The organism is Microbulbifer aggregans, assembly GCF_001750105.1.
GTDB classification, from domain to species: Bacteria; Pseudomonadota; Gammaproteobacteria; order Pseudomonadales; family Cellvibrionaceae; genus Microbulbifer; species Microbulbifer aggregans.
This window is the reverse complement of sequence record NZ_CP014143.1, coordinates 2,008,145-2,024,950: the sequence shown is the minus strand read 5'-3', so window position 1 is coordinate 2,024,950 and position 16,806 is coordinate 2,008,145. Positions and strand designations below refer to the sequence as shown.

At 52.7% G+C, this 16,806-nt stretch carries 15 protein-coding genes; 5 read left to right on the top strand and 10 right to left on the bottom strand.

All coding sequences use genetic code 11. From position 1 onward, the window contains the following. Positions 1-179: 179 nt before the first annotated feature. From AUP74_RS08745 to galU, 9 genes are all read right to left on the bottom strand, one after another. Positions 180-722 (bottom strand): acyltransferase, encoded by a 543-nt coding sequence (locus AUP74_RS08745; RefSeq protein WP_162493444.1) that lies wholly within the window; start codon positions 720-722, stop codon positions 180-182. 2 nt (positions 723-724) lie between these two features. Next, positions 725-1,654 (bottom strand): sulfotransferase family protein, encoded by a 930-nt coding sequence (locus AUP74_RS08740; RefSeq protein ID WP_083260883.1) that lies wholly within the window; start codon positions 1,652-1,654, stop codon positions 725-727. Then, positions 1,647-2,945 carry an oligosaccharide flippase family protein gene (locus AUP74_RS08735; protein ID WP_158514556.1) on the bottom strand — a complete coding sequence of 433 codons (1,299 nt, stop codon included), beginning with the start codon at positions 2,943-2,945 and terminating at the stop codon, positions 1,647-1,649. The genes AUP74_RS08740 and AUP74_RS08735 overlap by 8 nt, the downstream gene beginning before the upstream one ends. After that, positions 2,932-4,104 (bottom strand): DUF1972 domain-containing protein, encoded by a 1,173-nt coding sequence (locus AUP74_RS08730; RefSeq protein WP_069948784.1) that lies wholly within the window; start codon positions 4,102-4,104, stop codon positions 2,932-2,934. The genes AUP74_RS08735 and AUP74_RS08730 overlap by 14 nt, the downstream gene beginning before the upstream one ends. 138 nt (positions 4,105-4,242) lie before the next feature. After that, entirely contained in the window at positions 4,243-5,109 is an 867-nt protein-coding gene (rfbA, locus tag AUP74_RS08725) for a glucose-1-phosphate thymidylyltransferase RfbA (protein WP_069947238.1), read from the bottom strand. A gap of 38 nt (positions 5,110-5,147) precedes the next feature. Then, on the bottom strand, positions 5,148-6,221 hold the full coding sequence (rfbB, locus tag AUP74_RS08720) for a dTDP-glucose 4,6-dehydratase (RefSeq protein ID WP_069947237.1): 1,074 nt from the start codon (positions 6,219-6,221) through the stop codon (positions 5,148-5,150). Beyond that, entirely contained in the window at positions 6,218-7,123 is a 906-nt protein-coding gene (gene rfbD / locus AUP74_RS08715; RefSeq protein WP_069947236.1) for a dTDP-4-dehydrorhamnose reductase, read from the bottom strand. Before rfbD ends, rfbB begins: the two co-directional genes overlap by 4 nt. A gap of 8 nt (positions 7,124-7,131) precedes the next feature. Next, positions 7,132-7,680 (bottom strand): dTDP-4-dehydrorhamnose 3,5-epimerase, encoded by a 549-nt coding sequence (gene rfbC, locus AUP74_RS08710; RefSeq protein ID WP_069947235.1) that lies wholly within the window; start codon positions 7,678-7,680, stop codon positions 7,132-7,134. A 174-nt stretch (positions 7,681-7,854) separates the two neighbouring features. Then, complete coding sequence (gene galU / locus AUP74_RS08705; RefSeq protein ID WP_069947234.1) at positions 7,855-8,766, bottom strand: UTP--glucose-1-phosphate uridylyltransferase GalU; 912 nt, start codon at positions 8,764-8,766, stop codon at positions 7,855-7,857. 980 nt (positions 8,767-9,746) lie between these two features. Between galU and AUP74_RS08700 the strand changes: the two genes are divergently transcribed. The 5 genes from AUP74_RS08700 to AUP74_RS08680 all read left to right on the top strand — a co-directional run bounded on the left by AUP74_RS08700 (position 9,747) and on the right by AUP74_RS08680 (position 15,212). Further along, positions 9,747-10,391, top strand: coding sequence for a transglutaminase-like cysteine peptidase (locus AUP74_RS08700; protein WP_158514555.1), 645 nt, complete (start codon positions 9,747-9,749; stop codon positions 10,389-10,391). A 72-nt stretch (positions 10,392-10,463) separates the two neighbouring features. Further along, complete coding sequence (locus AUP74_RS08695) at positions 10,464-11,693, top strand: LapD/MoxY N-terminal periplasmic domain-containing protein (protein ID WP_069947233.1); 1,230 nt, start codon at positions 10,464-10,466, stop codon at positions 11,691-11,693. Positions 11,694-11,881: 188 nt separating this feature from the next. Next, entirely contained in the window at positions 11,882-12,337 is a 456-nt protein-coding gene (locus AUP74_RS08690; protein WP_069947232.1) for a hypothetical protein, read from the top strand. 238 nt (positions 12,338-12,575) lie between these two features. Further along, entirely contained in the window at positions 12,576-14,009 is a 1,434-nt protein-coding gene (locus AUP74_RS08685) for an O-antigen ligase family protein (protein WP_069947231.1), read from the top strand. A 276-nt stretch (positions 14,010-14,285) separates the two neighbouring features. After that, entirely contained in the window at positions 14,286-15,212 is a 927-nt protein-coding gene (locus tag AUP74_RS08680; protein WP_069947230.1) for a hypothetical protein, read from the top strand. A gap of 125 nt (positions 15,213-15,337) precedes the next feature. Here the strand turns inward: AUP74_RS08680 and AUP74_RS08675 are convergent, their stop codons facing one another. After that, entirely contained in the window at positions 15,338-16,747 is a 1,410-nt protein-coding gene (locus tag AUP74_RS08675) for a mannose-1-phosphate guanylyltransferase/mannose-6-phosphate isomerase (protein ID WP_069947229.1), read from the bottom strand. Positions 16,748-16,806 lie beyond the last annotated feature (59 nt).

Here is a 16,806-nt window from a genome sequence, read left to right as displayed (position 1 = left end):
CCAAAGCAGAACGACATAGAGAGTCAATATAAAGGCAAGGTCAGAGCGCTTTAAGCCAATGTGAACATATATAATTACACTAAGGGCACATAGCAAAAAAAATAATATCGCTAAAAAGAACACAAAACTACCCAAATTTTAAGCTAATACATGGCTATAGGGCATCTCTGCCAGGCAGATTAAACAAAAGGAAGCCCCCCCCCCTCAGCGGGGGAATAATTCAGATCCTTGCGCCTAACGGCAATTTTTTTTGCCGGCACCCCTCCAACTACGCTAAAGGGGGCAACATCTTTCGTTACCAGAGCACCCGCGGCAACAACGGCACCTTCACCAATTTTCACATTAGGCAAAATAGTCGCTCTAGCAGATATCCATGCGTAATCACCGATTACGACTTCTCCTCCGGCAATCCGAAAGTCTTGCGAATCGTAGTCATGTTGCATAGTCCAGACCATGACCTCGGAACTAAAGTTCACATTCTCGCCTATGGTAATACCATTTCTCCCATCCAAGGTAACTCCGTGGCCAATTACGCTTCCATTGCCAATCTTTATCTTGGAAGGTTTCCGAACATGAAATCCACCATAAACTATTGCCCCATCTATTTGCATGCCTGATAACTTAAGAAGTCCCGTCCTGATCCAGCGGACAGGTAATCTCGAAAGAATAGCTAACCACATCCAAATCAAGCTATTCACATAGTTTCTAATCAAAGCCTTCATAATCAGCCTTTCCACTCATCAAATTTGATGCCGCAAACAGACTCGAGGGTTTCAATATCTTTCAGGAAGAACTTCTTATTTAGCTCTGACTTGACAGAAGTACTTAGAAAATACTTTCTGCTATCATCTAGAAGTCGCTTCAAAAGTGATATTACTTTGTTTGGGAAAACATACTTAACGCCCATTTTCTTAGCGAACGCCAAAAACTTAGGAAACCGTATGATACGTGAAACATTTTCTCGTCGATGGAGATCAACTTCTACCGGCTTAACTCCTAAAAAGTTAAATAAATTGGTCATCACAATCTCAGGTGCACGCACTAGATTCTCATATTTAATGATAAGTATTTGCTCCCTTGGGAAGAACTCAAAATACCTTTTCACCTGAGCAGCATATAACCCACTCTCCACATATAAATGTGAACGGCAATAGCCTTTAGTTTTCTTATTGAAATCGTCTTCCAACGCTTGGGAAAAAGGCTTATTCTTGGGCTCCTTACCAGCCGCCACGTTCATCTTCCAGTGTGAGTACGCCCTATCAACCGGATCCCTCAGCAACATGATAATTTTTGCACTTTGGCTAAACTTAGCTATATTTTGTGCCGCAAATTCTGAATACATATATCCAGTACTTGCCTCTCCAATTGCTAACTCAGCCTGCGCTTCCCGAAACAATTCCAAGTAGTTAGCGATATCTTTAACAAACGCAATATGAAGATGCTGCAGAGGGACTTTCTTCAGATAACGATCAATATCGATACAAGCTGACTTACAATCGGCTTGGGTGAAGTTTGAGCATCGGATGTCAGAACTAAAAAAATGTGGTTCTTTAATAGGGCTTATATAAACTTCTGGACTTTCACCTAAATAACTTACGATTGATGTAGTTCCAGCCTTGGGTGCACCAACAATAAAAAAATTTGGCTTAGACATTCAACAATCTCACACTTGGCCATATTTTGATATCAAGTCGAAAATATACATATGAAGCCAGCACTGAGTTCATAAGGAGTGCGTTAGTCAAAACTCCTATCCCCGCAGCTTCAATACCATAAATTGGCACAAAAACCCATAAAAGCGCCACATTGACAATCAGTGTTAGAATGGAAGCCCAGCGAACGACGCTTTGATGCCCCGTCATGTTCAGCAAAGTGCCAGCTATACCGAATGTTGAATTTATAACTTGCGCTAGAACCAATACTCTTAGCAAAAGACTCCCACGTATAAAATCCTCACCCCATAGTGCAAGCACTTGTTCTGCAAAAACGATAAAAAACAGCCCAATAAAAGCCGAGAGGAGAGTCATCGTTAAAGAGGACTTTCCAATCAAGTCATTCATGGGTTGTCCGCAAACATGCATTCTAGCGAGCTTTGGCGCCAGCATAGTGTTAAAAACAAGTAGAACCATTCCAACTAACAAAGAAAGCTTTAAGCAAAGACTATACACACCAACATCGCTTCCTTTGAGAAAATACTGAATAATAAATATGGCTGAATGCGGAAGGAGATATGTGCACAGTGCTGTAACATACATGGGGTAAGATACTGCCAAGTAATCCCGCCTCTCTTCTTTGCAAAGCAACCCGGCAGTAACCCCTTTCAAGCGAGTGTACAAAACGTATAAACAAAGCAGCGACGAGGCCAGAACAGCCAAAATGTAACTCAGGACCGGATCTGGATAGAGAACTAAACCTGCTCCCAGAAAAACACAAACATTCAGCAAATTTATATTTATACTTCTAAACCATTCCGAAAGCTTTATTTCTGATAATCCTCGAAGGACCTCTACAGAAATGAGAAGCAAAACACTTAATGGAAGAGCTACCGCAACAAGGTACAAATAAAATTGATATTTTTCACCACCATCTAACCAGTGCGACAGAGGGCCCGAAAGGAGACACAAAATAACGGCCACTAGAAGTGAAAGGGTTACCGCCCTACTCAGAGAAAAACTATAGTATCCTCTCAACTTAGAGAGCCCCTCATTACTAACAGATGATGCAGAATACTTCAGAATGGCGTTATTCATACCCATCATCGCTAACAAGCTAAGGAATTGAAGAAGCGACTGTATCAAACTGTAGGCACCTACTCCTTCTGCTCCACCTCGCATTGCGATCAAACTGATAACAACATAACCGAGCCCCATACCAAACATCTTTAGTACAAATGTAGTAGCAGAACCCTTGAGGACTTCAGTCAAGTGTGGTTCAAGCTTGAACAATTTCACCCTCATCAACACTTTGCCCAGAAAGCCAAAATTGCATCAACTGCTCATACTGCTCCAGAATCATGTTCCACCTAAATTTTTTATCAAAAAGTGCCCGAGAATTTAGGCTCATCTCCCTGAGTGCCAAGGGCCTAGATAAAAGGTCCTCTAAAACAATGCTAAAAGAATTTTCATCCTCAAAGTATGCATTGCCTTCGCCGGCCACCCACCGGTTAAATTTATTTTCATGTGCCAATACAGGCAGACCTGCGCCAAGGGCTTCAACTAATGACGGATTTGTGCCTCCTACCGTATGACCATGAATATACAAAAAAGAGAAGCGACGCAGAGCATTGATCTTAACTTTATCGTAAATAGCACCAGGGAAAATCACCTCCTCACTAGCTGAGGCCATAACCTTCTTATGATAGGTATTTGAAATATCGTAATTTCCAATCAAGATTAGCTTTCTACCCCGCTTTTTTTCCGAAAATCCTTTTACAATTTGTAAAATCGAGTTCTCTGGCTCAGGGCGAGCGACGACAATTGCATATCCATAGGGCTCCAAGCCAAACTCACCCAAAAGGGTGGGGTCGGCTTCTAGGACCTGGTCGGCACCATATGGGATCATAGTTATTTTATTTTCGCTAACTCGAGTTGCCAGATGCCTTTTTATTTCGGGATGATCGGCTATTAAGTGATTTCCAAACCAACAGCCAAACCTTTCATTTAGCCAGAACCAAGTCTTTGCAATTGCCCCCCACTTAGCTCTTTTCCACTCGATGCCATCCATGTTAATAATATTAGCAATGCCTTTGAGTCGGAAAATGAGGCAAAAAAATGCTGTATTATATCCGAGCACCAGCATTAAATCCTCCTTATGCTGCGCTGCGTGCGAAATCGCCTTCCAGTCGAAACGAATTGTTCCCAAGGCTCCCTCATTTGGCTCCGGAATAATCACCCTAGCAATGCCGTTCCAATCGTCCTCCCTAAATTTCCCTGCCCCTTCCTCCTGACAATAAACAACGACCTGCCAGCCTCGATCAACCAAATATAAAGCAAGCTTCTCTGCGAAAGTCTCAAACCCCCCATGGCTTGCAGGAACGCCCCGAGTGCCTAAGATCCTTACTGTTTTACTTCCGCTGTCGACTAGGTCAGTTCTTTTTTTTGGCATATTCAACCTTAACATCTCGATGCTAATTAAAAGGCAGTTCGCTTAAATATAGCCAGCGATAACTCCCCTTGTTCAAGTATTTCCTTAATTTATTCAGAAGTCCGAGCTATTTGCTAAAACCCCAACCCCAAAAACAGATCAAAAATTCATAATAGAAAGTAGATATTCTCCGTATCCGCCCTTTAGCAGGGGTTCTGCCAACTCTTTCATTCTTAAGTCGTCAATCCACCCTTGCCGCCAAGCAATTTCTTCCGGACAAGCAATCTTGAGTCCCTGACGATGTTCAATCGTTTGAACAAAATTTCCAGCCTCCATCAACGAATCATGTGTACCTGTATCCAACCAGGCAGAGCCCCTGCCCATTAACTCCACGCTCAACTCATTCTGTTCCAGGTACATCAAGTTCAGATCAGTAATTTCCAACTCCCCCCTCGCAGAGGGTCGAACGTCTCTAGCACGCTGGACTACACTACTGTCATAAAAATAGAGCCCCGTTACAGCGTAGCGGGACTTTGGATTCTGCGGTTTTTCTTCAATACTGATAGCCTGGCCATCTGTACCGAACTCAACCACACCAAAACGTTCTGGATCGCTGACGGGGTAAGCGAATACGGTTGCTCCACTATCTTTCTGTGCAGCACGCTGAAGCGCCTGCGACATTCCATGACCGAAAAAGAGATTATCGCCCAATATAAGTGCACAACTATCTCCAGCGATAAACTCTTCCCCGATGATAAAAGCTTGTGTCAGTCCGTCGGGTGATGGTTGCACAGCATATTGCAGGTTGATCCCCCACTGGGTGCCATCACCCAACATTTGAGAAAACCGAGGTGTATCTTCAGGGGTAGAAATGATCAAAATGTCTTTGATACCCGCCAGCATCAGAGTAGAAAGTGGATAGTAAATCATCGGCTTATCGTAGACGGGAAGCAGCTGCTTGCAGATGCTCTTTGTCAATGGATAGAGGCGGGTACCCGAACCGCCTGCCAGAATAATACCTTTCATGTTAAAACCTTTATTCTTTGTATTGCCTGCGAGTCAAATCAGCTTGCCAGCCCCAAGCGCTGACCTTGATAACTACCGTCCAGCACTCGCTGCCACCAGCTCTCATTGTTCAGATACCACTGAACAGTCTTTCGGATCCCGCTTTCAAACGTTTCTGCAGGCACCCAACCGAGCTCTCGCTCTATTTTGCTGGCATCGATTGCGTAGCGGACATCATGACCGGGACGGTCCGCCACATAGGTAATCAGTGACTCAAAGCCACCCTCATTGCCTGTTTTTTTTGAGTTGGGGTTTTCCGGCGCCAGCTCTTCGAGGATCGAGCAAATAGTTTTTACAACGTCTATATTTTTTCGCTCATTGTGGCCACCAATGTTGTAGGTCGCACCTACCTGCCCTTCAGTTACTACTTTGACCAGGGCTCTCGCATGATCTTCAACATAGAGCCAGTCACGAATCTGACTTCCGTCACCATAAACAGGCAATGCCTTGCCCGCGAGGGCATTGAGAATCATTAATGGGATCAATTTTTCCGGGAAGTGGTAAGGCCCATAATTATTCGAGCAGTTGGTTACGATGGTTGGTAGACCGAATGTCCGCAACCAGGCGCGAACCAAGTGATCGCTGGACGCTTTACTGGCCGAATATGGCGAACTGGGTTCGTAAGGCGTCGTTTCTGTAAACAGGCCTTGCGGGCCAAGATCCCCGTATACCTCATCCGTAGAGATGTGATGAAAGCGGAAGACGGCCTTAGCGTCAGGACCCAACGATGACCAGTAGCGACGAGCCACTTCCAACATATTGTAGGTGCCCATTATATTTGTCTGCATAAACTCTGCGGGACCGTCGATGGAGCGGTCCACGTGGCTCTCTGCAGCCAAGTGCATCACAGCGTCTGGCTGAAATTCGGCGAATGCTGCATCCAGTGTTACAGCATCACAAATATCGATTTGTTTGAACTGGTAGCGCGGATCGTCGCTACAGGGGATGGACTCGAGGTTTCCTGCATAGGTGAGCGCATCAATATTCAATACTTCGTGATCAGTTTCACCAATCAAGTATCGAACGACTGCACTGCCGATAAAGCCAGCTCCACCGGTGACCATGATTTTCATTTGCTTTCTCCTAGCCAGGCACTCGCAGCTAAGTGTGACAACATTCGCTCTAATCCAACCTGCCAATGAGACAGAGGCGCTCCCAATAGCCGCTCCAGCTTACTGCAATCCAATACTGAGTAAGCGGGGCGAGCAGCGGGTGTTGGGTATTGACCCGTCGTGATTGGCTTCACAGCTGGTGAAGATTCCAGAAAACCCTGTGATTCCGCTTGATTGAATATTTCACAGGCGAAATCGTACCAGGAGCATGTACCCTGATTGCTACAATGGTAAATACCCCAGGGAAGATCACCGGTATCACGATATATGCGGGTCAGGCTGAGGATTACGCTGGCAATATCAGTGGCATACGTGGGCTTACCCACCTGATCAGACACCACGCCAAGCTCCGGTCGTGAAGCACCCAGGCGCAGCATGGTCTTCACAAAATTTGAGCCATACTCGCCAAACACCCAGCTGGAGCGGAGAATGACAACCTTGTTACTGCCGGCCTCTAAAGCTTGCTCACCAGCTAGCTTTGTCGCCCCGTAAACCCCCATTGGGTTGACGGGATCTTCTTCCTTATACGGTTTGGAACCCTGGCCGTCGAACACATAATCGGTTGAAATATGAATCAAGGGGATATCAACTTTGGCACAAGCTTTACCCATTGCTGCAACGCTGTCGCCGTTGACACTCTGGGCCAACTCCGGTTCAGACTCAGCCTTGTCGACCGCGGTATAAGCGCTGGCATTGATCACTAATTGCGGTTCACGGGACACTACGGCTTCGTAAGCCTCTGCGGGGTTGGAAAGATCTGCTTCTCTACGAGTTATGGGAAGTAGCTCAAACTCCGGGCCGGCCATCAGTTCCTGACACGCCCTACCAACCTGGCCGTTGGCTCCAAATAATAAAACTCTCATCTCTGAAGCTACCCTTTAAGCTGCGCTGCGTATTCAGCAATTGTTGGCAGCTTCAGATCCTTGTCTGAGAGCTTGGGGGAGTCGACTTCCCAATCAATCCCCACGTCCGGGTCATTCCAAATGATTCCGCCTTCATCAGAAGGGTCGTAATACTCCGTGCACTTGTATTCGAAATCAGCAAACTCAGAGAGGACCACAAATCCATGGGCATAGCCGGGCGGAACCCAGAACTGACGATGATTGTCTGCTGAGAGTACGACGGCCTCATACTGGCCAAAAGTGGAAGAATCTGGATTGATATCCAGAGCCACATCCAGAACCTCACCGGAAACCACACGGACCAGCTTGCCTTGAGGCCTTGTCTTCTGAAAATGTAGGCCTCTCAGGACGCCGTAGGATGAGCGGGAATGGTTGTCTTGAACGAATTCAAGATCGATACCAGCCTCATCCCGATACCGATCCTTCTGGAAACTTTCCAAGAAGAAGCCTCGGTGATCGCCGAACACTTTTGGCTCGATGATCACCACGCCCGGTAGCTTTGTCTTTATTACATTCATCAAAATCACAAAAAAATAGATTGCTCATGCACTAGGCGTGAACTGTATTCTTTTAAATGGATAAACTTCGAGCAACGACTGTCATTGGTCTTACTACAAGCCCCATCGGTTCAATGTGCATTTACCATGCCGCAATATGCACTTTGGGTACGGCGTCAGAAGCCTGCTATCTACTTAACTCTCTTCGCTGGCCTTTGTTTTCTCTGTATGCAGGAAAGCTTTCAGGCTGCGGCCTATTTCCTTGTGGTGCAAGCCGTATTCAAACTGGGCTTTCATATAGCCGAGCTTATTGCCACAGTCGTGGCTGTGGCCGACGATGCGGTACGCTTCAACGACCTGCTGCTTGAGGAGTTCGTCGATAGCATCAGTGAGCTGGATTTCGCCACCGGTTCCGGGCCGAGTAGTTTCTAGCAGACCCCAGATTTCTGCTGGAAGCACGTAACGCCCTACCACTGCCATATTTGAGGGAGCTGCGTCTACTTCGGGCTTTTCTACCATGCCGTCAATCTTGGCATTACCGCCTGCCTGCAGGTCTGCACCCAGGCAATCCACCACACCGTATTTGCTGACCTGATCCCACTCCACGGCTTCAACCATGATCTGGCTGGCCTTTGTTACCTCAAAGTTGCGGACCATATCGGCCAAATTACTGGTGCTCAGGTCTGCGGCGTATTGGTCGATTAGGACATCTGGCAGCAGAACAGCGAAGGGGTTATCCCCTACAACCGGGCGAGCACAGCTGATGGCGTGGCCCAGGCCCTTGGCCTCTGCCTGACGCACGGAAATCACCGTTACGTCTTTCGGCACGATGGACCGCACCTCTTCCAGGAGCTGCCGCTTGAGCCGGTTTTCCAGCTGGGCTTCCAGTTCGAAGGAGGTGTCGAAGTGGTTTTCGATGGCGTTCTTGCTGGCGTGGGTAACTAGGACGATTTCCTTGATGCCAGCGGCTACCGCTTCGTTCACCACATACTGGATCAGCGGCTTGTCCACGATCGGCAGCATCTCTTTGGGGATGGCCTTGGTGGCGGGCAGCATACGGGTGCCCAGGCCTGCAACGGGGATTACCGCTTTTTTTACTTTGTTCATGATTGCCTTCCTTTTTGTGCACCCTTTGTATTCTTGTTTTGCCACCCAATGGGAATGGCTGCAGCCGCCAGTGGTGACTTGCCAATACGCCATCAGGCCAGCCCCGGGCAAGCGGAGCCGACATTACCGGAATTGGATTAGGAGGGACGGCACTGAACCACCGCGCGGCTGCGCGGTGGTTCAGCAAGGCGGTACGCGGCGCCCATCCCCATGGGCAGCGCGCGATACCATTTGAATGGACTCCCCCAGCTCCCACCACCCGTTGGCAGTGGCCCCTTGACCCCGTGTTTATTCAATTGCCGCTGTGACTTTCCTGGCTGCAACCTTCCTGAAGGCAGCTTGCCGGTTCCTGTATTGAAGCTGGTCAACCCCAATCAGCCGGTTTGGTCAGTTAAGCGGTCACGCCAGTGTCTATTTTTTGGCCAACCCTGGTTGGCTCGCACTTGCGGCGTGACAGGAGTCACACTTTACCAGACCCCGTTGGCACTTCAATGCGCGGTGAGTCCGCTTCAACGTTTTTTTCTGGGGAGCGTTGTCATCCCGTGTCAGCAATCATGTCCTAGCGGCAAACTGATGTATTCGTACCACTTAATGACGGCTTTCCACTGATGGTTTATTCATCTTTTTGGATATTTGACGTCAAACTGCGAGTGGCTGCTCTTTGCTACATCTATCTCTCGCCTATTTATCACTTGACGACTTTACCGTTTGTGGCGACTTGCTCTTTCTGCACTCACTCCACAAGCACCAAATAACGGCGTGTGCTACTACGTGAATACCGGCGCTTTTCGTGCGGCCCGTTTTGGGGCTGCCACACTTCTTCCTGTTGGCCTGTGCTGGGCTGCGTGCCGCTACTTAACCCAGCCCCTTAAGGCTTTATTACGCTCTTGTGGCTTTCAGGGATGTGAATGCAAGTTCGAAACCAATCTTTACCACGCAGTTTTCGGTCCGTGGTTTTGCTGGGCACACGGAGCCTGTTGTTGGCCACGTTCACCCTGGGGTTGTTATTTGCCGCTGAGGCGATGCCTGCGAATACGCCGTTGATACCGCCGGGGCTGGTGGGCCAAATGGAGGCCCGCTTCGGCTCAGGCGCAGGTAGGCATTTACAGCATTGGGATCGGTTTATACGCGTGCAGACCGGCGGCAGTGCGCAACAGCGCCTGAAGCGGGTCAACCGCTACCTGAACAGGGTGCCATTTGTGGAAGACACTGCCCACTGGGGGGTGGAGGATTACTGGGCTACGCCGGTAGAGTTTGTCGCCTCCCAGGGAGGGGACTGTGAAGACTTTGTCATTGCCAAGCTGTTCACTTTACAGGCAGTAGAGATACCGCCCGCGCAACTGCGCCTGATGTATGTAAATGCCCTGGAGCGTAACCAGGCCCACATGGTGCTGCTGTATACGCCCGCCCCCGGCGTGGTGCCGCTGGTACTGGATAACCTGACCAACACGGTAGCGCCCGCTGACCAGCGCAAAGATCTGGAACCGGTCTATAGTTTCAATTCCGCCGGAATTTGGCTGCAACCCTTGTCCGCCCAGCCCCAGCAAGTGCGGGATTACAGTGGTTCACTCATGTGGGAGGACCTACGCCGGCGGCTACGGTCTGAGGGGCTGGACATTTATTAGCCACCCCGCCGACTCGAAAACTGATATTTCAACAATAAAAGACAGCATCGTATATAAAGAAGGAGGGTTGTCATGGACCGACCGAACACCCCACCTGGCCTTCGCACCCTACACTCCCTGCCATTGGCGCTGGTTCTGGTCCTGGCTCTGGGCGGAGGCCTGTGGCTCTCGATGGCGACTACGCGCGACTACCTGCAGACGGAGTTGCAGGGCACTGCGCGGGATAGCGCCAACACCCTGGCACTGGCCCTGCGTCCCTATGTAATAGAGGACGATACCCTGAGCCTGGAGACCACCATCACTGCCCTGGTGCAGGGCGGGCACTACCGGGCGATCTCTGTCCGCGCATTGGACAATACCATCCTGACGGAACGGCACAGCCCCACACTGCAAACACCGGTGCCCGCCTGGTTCACTGAGTGGATAGACCTCAAGCCACCGGCCGCGGCTGCGACCATCGATCAGGGCTGGCAAGCCCTTGCCTTTGTGGAGGCACAGATCCACACCGCACCCGCCCAGCAACAGTTATGGCGGTTGGCCAAGGGTTACGCAGGGCTTTTTGTGGCTAGCATGGCCCTGGCGCTGCTCACGGCGTGGAGACGCAGCAACCAGCAACCCCAAACAAAACCCGCCGCAACAACCGCGCTGCCACCAATGGGCAACCGGAGGGAATTTGAAGAGCAGCTGTGCAAGCGGGAACGCTGGGGCGCACGGAGCGGTGAAGAGTACTGGCTGCTGGTGGATACCGATGGCGGTAGCGGCCCAAGCTGGAATCAAAACTCTAACTCTCTAGCCGGCAGCGCCCTGCCGGAACTGCTGCGCGCGCACCTGGAAAGCTGGTCCCCCGGGGTGCAGCTCTATCACCTGGGGGGGCAGGAGTACGCCATTTATATGCCGCACAGCTACCGCACCGCCGCCTGCGGGCTGGCCGGCTGGCTGTGCGCGGCGATTGGGGCCATCCAGCCCGAGTCCAGCGCTGGCGACCCCGTGCCACCCCGTGCCGAGGGCCGGGGGCTGCGCGTGATGGTGATGCCGCTTTCAGGATCGATCACCCGGCGGGCGGCCCTGGAACGTCTCAAGTGGGCTTTTGCACAAATGCGGCTGCTGGGCCCGTTCCAGTGGTGTGTTTACGGGGAGTGTATCGGTAAACCGAACCCACCGGTGCTGGAGATTCAAGTGCAGCGGCCCGCAGGGAAGCCAGCAACACCCGCTAAAGCGACTGGTAGTATGCAAGCCTCCAGAAACGGCCGTTTGCAGGAGCACAAAGCGCAAAACAGGCTGCAACCTGAACCCACTGCATAAAGGCATTCCGGAATGCCTGGGCAGAGGCCTGCTGTCATTACAGGACAAAATGGATTTTTTAACGAGTTTATCCACAAGCGAGGATGAGAAACCGTTGGCCCTTATGGCGTGAACTCTTCCCATTTACGGCGGGCCCGGTACAATTGGGCGCATCTTTCGGGAAAAAAACACTGATAAAAGGAGCCATCATGAAGAAGGCGGTTTTGGGGGTTGCACTGGGCGCGAGCCTGCTCAGCGGTATCGCCACAGCGGACGTAGCCGAATATATCAAGGCCGGTTACACCATGAACCAGGTGATCGCCAATGCAGTGGCCGAAGGTACTGCGGTGGAAGCCGCCGTGACCGAGGCGCTGGCCATCGCGCCGGAAGAAGCCGATGCGATTATTGCCGCTGCCGTGGCTAACCGCCCCGATAAGGCGCAGGAAATTGTCGACGCCGCGATCGCCAAGGGCGTAAAGCCCCGTGATGCGGTGGCTGCCGCTATTGCCGGTGGCGCCGACCCGAGTAAAGTTTCTGCCGCGACGGCCGCTGGCCGCTCCTCCCTGGCTCCGGGCCGCACTGGCGCTGCACCGGGCATGCCCAGCTCACCGCCCCCGATTGCCGGTGCGGGTGGCTGCGATGACAAGTGCCCGTCAAAGAACTGACATTACGCTGCACCAAGGAAAGGCCCGCGAGGGCCTTTTCTCGTTTTGGGTTTCCGTAATCTTTCTGTAGTAGCTGCCTGGGCACCGAGCGGACCTGAGTAAAATCAGTAGGGCCAGGATGCCAACCTGCGCTGGCATGACGACAACACAGCAAAACACTAGGCTCCGCTTTTGCGCCCAAACCCTTGATTGTTTTCACGATTACAACAAACAGCTGTTCACGTATTGATCCCACCCTATGACCGAAGCCAGCCCCCGCATCCAGCGCCTTGAGCGCGGCCTGTTTTACGCCTTGCTGGTGTTGCTGTTCTGGCTGCCAGTGCCGCTGGGCTCGCACCGGCCCTGGGCATGGGCGCTGCTGGAAGTGTGGGCCTTTGCCCTGCTCGGTGGCTGGCTGCTGGTGAATGCCTACTCACCGCGCTTGCAGGATTTAAAGCCGTTTGCCCCACTGCTGGGATTGTTTGCCCTGTTCCAGGTTTGGGTGGGTTTACAGGTGTTGCCGCTGCCTATGGGCTTGATGGAGGCAATCTCTCCTGAACGGGCCGCGCACTTCCTGACTGCCGATCCGCAGGCGGCACTGGGCACGCTATCACTGGATCCCAACCAGACCCACATCGGCTTGTTAAAAGGCTTGAGTTACTGGTGCCTGCTGTTTCTGGCTGTTGCACTGGTGAACACGCCGCAGCGTCTGAAGCTGACGGCGTTGGTGATTGTACTCACCGGCACTTTCCAGGCGTTTTACGGGGTGCTACTGGCGCTATCCGGTTCTGAGACCACCTGGATACTGGGCTTCCCCAACAGCACCATTGCCACCGGTGGTTTCCGCTACAAGAACCACTTCGGCAACTTCCTGGTGCTGTGCCTGTGCTTTGGCATCGGTCTGCTGATTGCGAGCCTGTCGCGCAAGAAAGCCGGCTCACTGCGCGAATTCCTACGCGGCACCCTGGCCACACTGATGAATGGCAAGGCGGTGGTGCGCCTGTGCCTGGCGATGATGGTGATCGGACTGGTGATGTCCCACTCGCGCATGGCCAACACCGCGTTCTTTGCCAGCCTTTCTATCACTGGTGTCCTAGGCCTACTGTTGATCCGCAAAAAGAGCCGCAGCCTGACCGTGCTACTTGCGAGCCTGCTGGTTATCGACCTGTTTATTGTGGGCAGCTGGTTCGGGGTGGAAAAGCTGAAGAACCGGCTGGAAAACACCAGTTTCACCCAGGAAACACGGGACGAGGTAAACCGCTATGGGCTGGCGCTGATTGAACAGCACCCCCTGGCCGGCACCGGCGGCGGCAGTTTCTATTCCGCCTTCCCCAGCGTGAAGGGTCCCGAGATCCAGACCTTTTACGATCTGGCCCACAATGACTACCTGCAATTTGCCATCGAGTTCGGCCTGCCGGCCATGGTACTGCTGGGTATTGCCGTATTGTGGAGCCTGATGCACGCCTTCAGTGCGCTGCGTGAGCGGCGCGACAGCCTGATGCAGGGCATGGCCTTTGCGGCGGTGATGGCAATTATTGCCGAGTTGATCATGCTGCTGACGGACTTCCACCTGCAGGCACCAGCCACGGCGATTTATTTCCTGCTGTGCCTGGCACTGGCCTGGCAGGCGCGGTTTATGCAGGCTGAAAACCGGGCACTTACGGCACAGAAAAAGGACGCCTTGCCCAAATAAACGGAAATAGCCGCTGCGCTTGTTGGAGTTTTGGTGGCAAGCCTGCCCATTCGTTAACTGCCCGCACCAATATCGAACACGTTCAGCCCCTTTCTAACCGCTGTAGCCCTCGCAATTGGCAGAATACTGTCACCACAAAACAAAATCTGCTCGCTACGCAAATTATTTAATGGATACGCTCACAAAGCTCCTGTGAACTCTTCCCATTTATTCCGCGACTAGTAGAATCCATTTCCTTATGGGGAAATTTTCTAAGAAAAATCAAAAGGGGTTGAAATGACCAAGAGGTTTTTTTGGGGGCCACTCGGAGTGGTCGTACTGGTGGCAACAGTTGCCGTCACTGCGTACAACTACTTCAGTGAAGAGACCAGCGAGCAAGAAATCGCTGGTGAAGAAGTCACAGAAGAAACTGTGACCAGGGAAGAAACTGAGATTGCCGCAGAGCCGGAGAGCGAGGCAGCCGCTGACGAAGAAGTACAAGCTGAAGAAGCATCAGCCGAAGCGACAGAAGAGTCTGTGGCAGAAGTAACTGAGACTGAACAGGCCGCAGAGCAGCAAGAATCAGTCGCCTCTACCGAAAGCACTGGCGAAGAAGCGACAGAAGGTTCTCTGCTGGTAATGCCGGAAGAGCCCAAGCCGGCCGAGCAGGAGAGTACAGAGGCAACTTCCATTGAGCAGCAGGTCGCCGCAGCCTTCAATAAGGAAGCAGAGCAGGGCCGCGTGGCCGATGAGGCGATAGAGCCAGCGCAGGTACTCGCCATGAACGAGGCTGTGGCCCCGGAAGAAGGCACGGTGCAAGACGCGGTGGAAGCAACCGAAAGTACCGAGGAAAGCGCTGCAGCAACCGTAGAGCCCGCAGTAGAGGAAGCTACCACCGAGCAGCTGCCGATCGCGGAGCAGGTCAAGCAGGCGATTGCAGCCAACCCGCAGGATGCTGAAAAAATCATTGCCGACGCCGTGGCCGCGAATCCGGATCAGGCACAGGAAATTGTCGATGCTGCTGTAGCAGCTGGCGTTGAGGAAACTGATGCAGTGGGTGCCGCCATTGCCGGTGGTGCCGACCCGGCCACCGTTTCCCCGGCAACTGCCGCTGGCCGTTCCGCACTTGCCCCTGGCCGCGGCGCTGTTCCGCCAATCCCGTCCGCCCCGCCGCCCATCGCCGGTGCCGGTGGTTGTGACGAGCGCTGCCCGTCCAAGAACTGACGTTCAGGCAGTATCAACAAAAAAGGGCCCGCAGGGGCCCTTTTTTATTTTCGAGATTAGTTAGCACTTTCCACTTGGCGAGATGCCGACCTGCGCCGGCATCTCGCGGCAGGGAAACAGAGTGATTACACCCGCGCGTACTGATCCTCGAAACGGACGATATCGTCCTCACCCAGGTAGGAACCGGACTGCACTTCGATCAGTTCCAGCGGGATGGAACCCGGGTTTTCCAGCCGGTGGGTCACCCCCAGCGGGATGTAAGTGGACTGGTTTTCGGTCACCAGAATCTCTTTATCACCATTGGTCACCATGGCGGTGCCAGACACCACAATCCAGTGCTCGGCGCGGTGGTGGTGCATCTGCAGGCTGAGCTTGGCACCCGGCTTGACCACGATGCGCTTCACCTGGAAACGGTCGCCGGCATCGACGGAATCGTAGAAGCCCCAGGGACGGTAAACCTTGCGGTGGACCTGTGCTTCTGAGCGATTCTCGGCCTTCAGCTGGTTCACCACCTTCTTGATGTCCTGCACGCGGTCCTTGGCGGCGACGAGGATGGCATCATCGCTCTCCACCACGACCACATCTTCCAGGCCGACGGTAGCGATCAGCTTGCTGTCGCTCTGCACGTAGCAACCCTTGGAGTCCTGCAGGATCACGTCGCCACGGGCGGTGTTGCCGTTGTCGTCCTTGTCGGACACTTCCCACAGCGCCGACCAGGAACCCACATCGCTCCAGCCGCAGTCCATGGGGACCACGACCGCATCGCGGGTTTTTTCCATCACGGCGTAGTCGATGGAGTCGTCCGGGCAGGCGAGGAAGCTCTCCTGTGACGGGCGCACGAAGTCGATATCGATGGCCGCGCCGGTCATCGACTGCTCGCAGGCGGCGAGCATATCCGGGCGGTGGGCTTTCAGTTCCTCCAGGTAACGGCTGGCGCGGAACAGGAACATGCCGCTGTTCCAGTAGAAGTCACCGCTAGCCACGTACTGTTCCGCAGTGGCCAGGTCCGGCTTCTCGACAAACTCTTCCACGGCGAAGGCGGTATCACCGCTGTCGGCGTTGCGTCGGATATAGCCGTAGCCAGTCTCGGGCCCGGTGGGCACGATGCCGAAAGTCACCAGCTTGCCCTGCTCGGCATGGGGAATGGCCTTGTTCACGGCATCCTGGAAAGCAGCCACATCGCGGATCACGTGGTCGGCGGCCAGCACCAGTAACAGCGGATCACTCTCGCCACCGGTGGTTGCGCGCAGTGCGGCAAGAGCGACTGCCGGCGCGGTGTTACGGCCGGCCGGTTCCAGCACGATGCCGCTGTGTCCTTCCTTCGCTTCGCGCAGCTGCTCTGCCACGGTAAAGCGGTGATCGTCGCCGCAGATGATCAGCGGCGGCTGATGGTCCAGACCGTCCAGGCGCGCGCAGGTTTCCTGCAACATGGTCTGCTCGCCAGTGAGGGGCAGGAACTGTTTCGGGAAGAGCTGGCGGGACAATGGCCACAGACGTGAGCCGGAACCACCGGCCATAATAACGGGCAGGAGCATGCCTTTACCTTCTTTTTACTTGCTACTTCTTCGGATTGGGCCGGCACGCGGCAAATTGC

Coding starts and splice junctions, on each gene's coding strand:
- AUP74_RS08685 (WP_069947231.1), top strand. CDS start 12,576: ATGACCGAAGCCAGCCCCCGCATCCAGCGCCTTGAGCGCGGCCTGTTT.
- AUP74_RS08695 (WP_069947233.1), top strand. CDS start 10,464: ATGGACCGACCGAACACCCCACCTGGCCTTCGCACCCTACACTCCCTG.
- AUP74_RS08740 (WP_083260883.1), bottom strand. CDS start 1,654: ATGTCTAAGCCAAATTTTTTTATTGTTGGTGCACCCAAGGCTGGAACT.
- rfbB (WP_069947237.1), bottom strand. CDS start 6,221: ATGAAAATCATGGTCACCGGTGGAGCTGGCTTTATCGGCAGTGCAGTC.
- rfbC (WP_069947235.1), bottom strand. CDS start 7,680: ATGAATGTAATAAAGACAAAGCTACCGGGCGTGGTGATCATCGAGCCA.
- rfbD (WP_069947236.1), bottom strand. CDS start 7,123: ATGAGAGTTTTATTATTTGGAGCCAACGGCCAGGTTGGTAGGGCGTGT.
- AUP74_RS08680 (WP_069947230.1), top strand. CDS start 14,286: ATGACCAAGAGGTTTTTTTGGGGGCCACTCGGAGTGGTCGTACTGGTG.
- AUP74_RS08745 (WP_162493444.1), bottom strand. CDS start 722: ATGAAGGCTTTGATTAGAAACTATGTGAATAGCTTGATTTGGATGTGG.
- AUP74_RS08675 (WP_069947229.1), bottom strand. CDS start 16,747: ATGCTCCTGCCCGTTATTATGGCCGGTGGTTCCGGCTCACGTCTGTGG.
- rfbA (WP_069947238.1), bottom strand. CDS start 5,109: ATGAAAGGTATTATTCTGGCAGGCGGTTCGGGTACCCGCCTCTATCCA.
- AUP74_RS08730 (WP_069948784.1), bottom strand. CDS start 4,104: ATGCCAAAAAAAAGAACTGACCTAGTCGACAGCGGAAGTAAAACAGTA.
- AUP74_RS08690 (WP_069947232.1), top strand. CDS start 11,882: ATGAAGAAGGCGGTTTTGGGGGTTGCACTGGGCGCGAGCCTGCTCAGC.
- galU (WP_069947234.1), bottom strand. CDS start 8,766: ATGAACAAAGTAAAAAAAGCGGTAATCCCCGTTGCAGGCCTGGGCACC.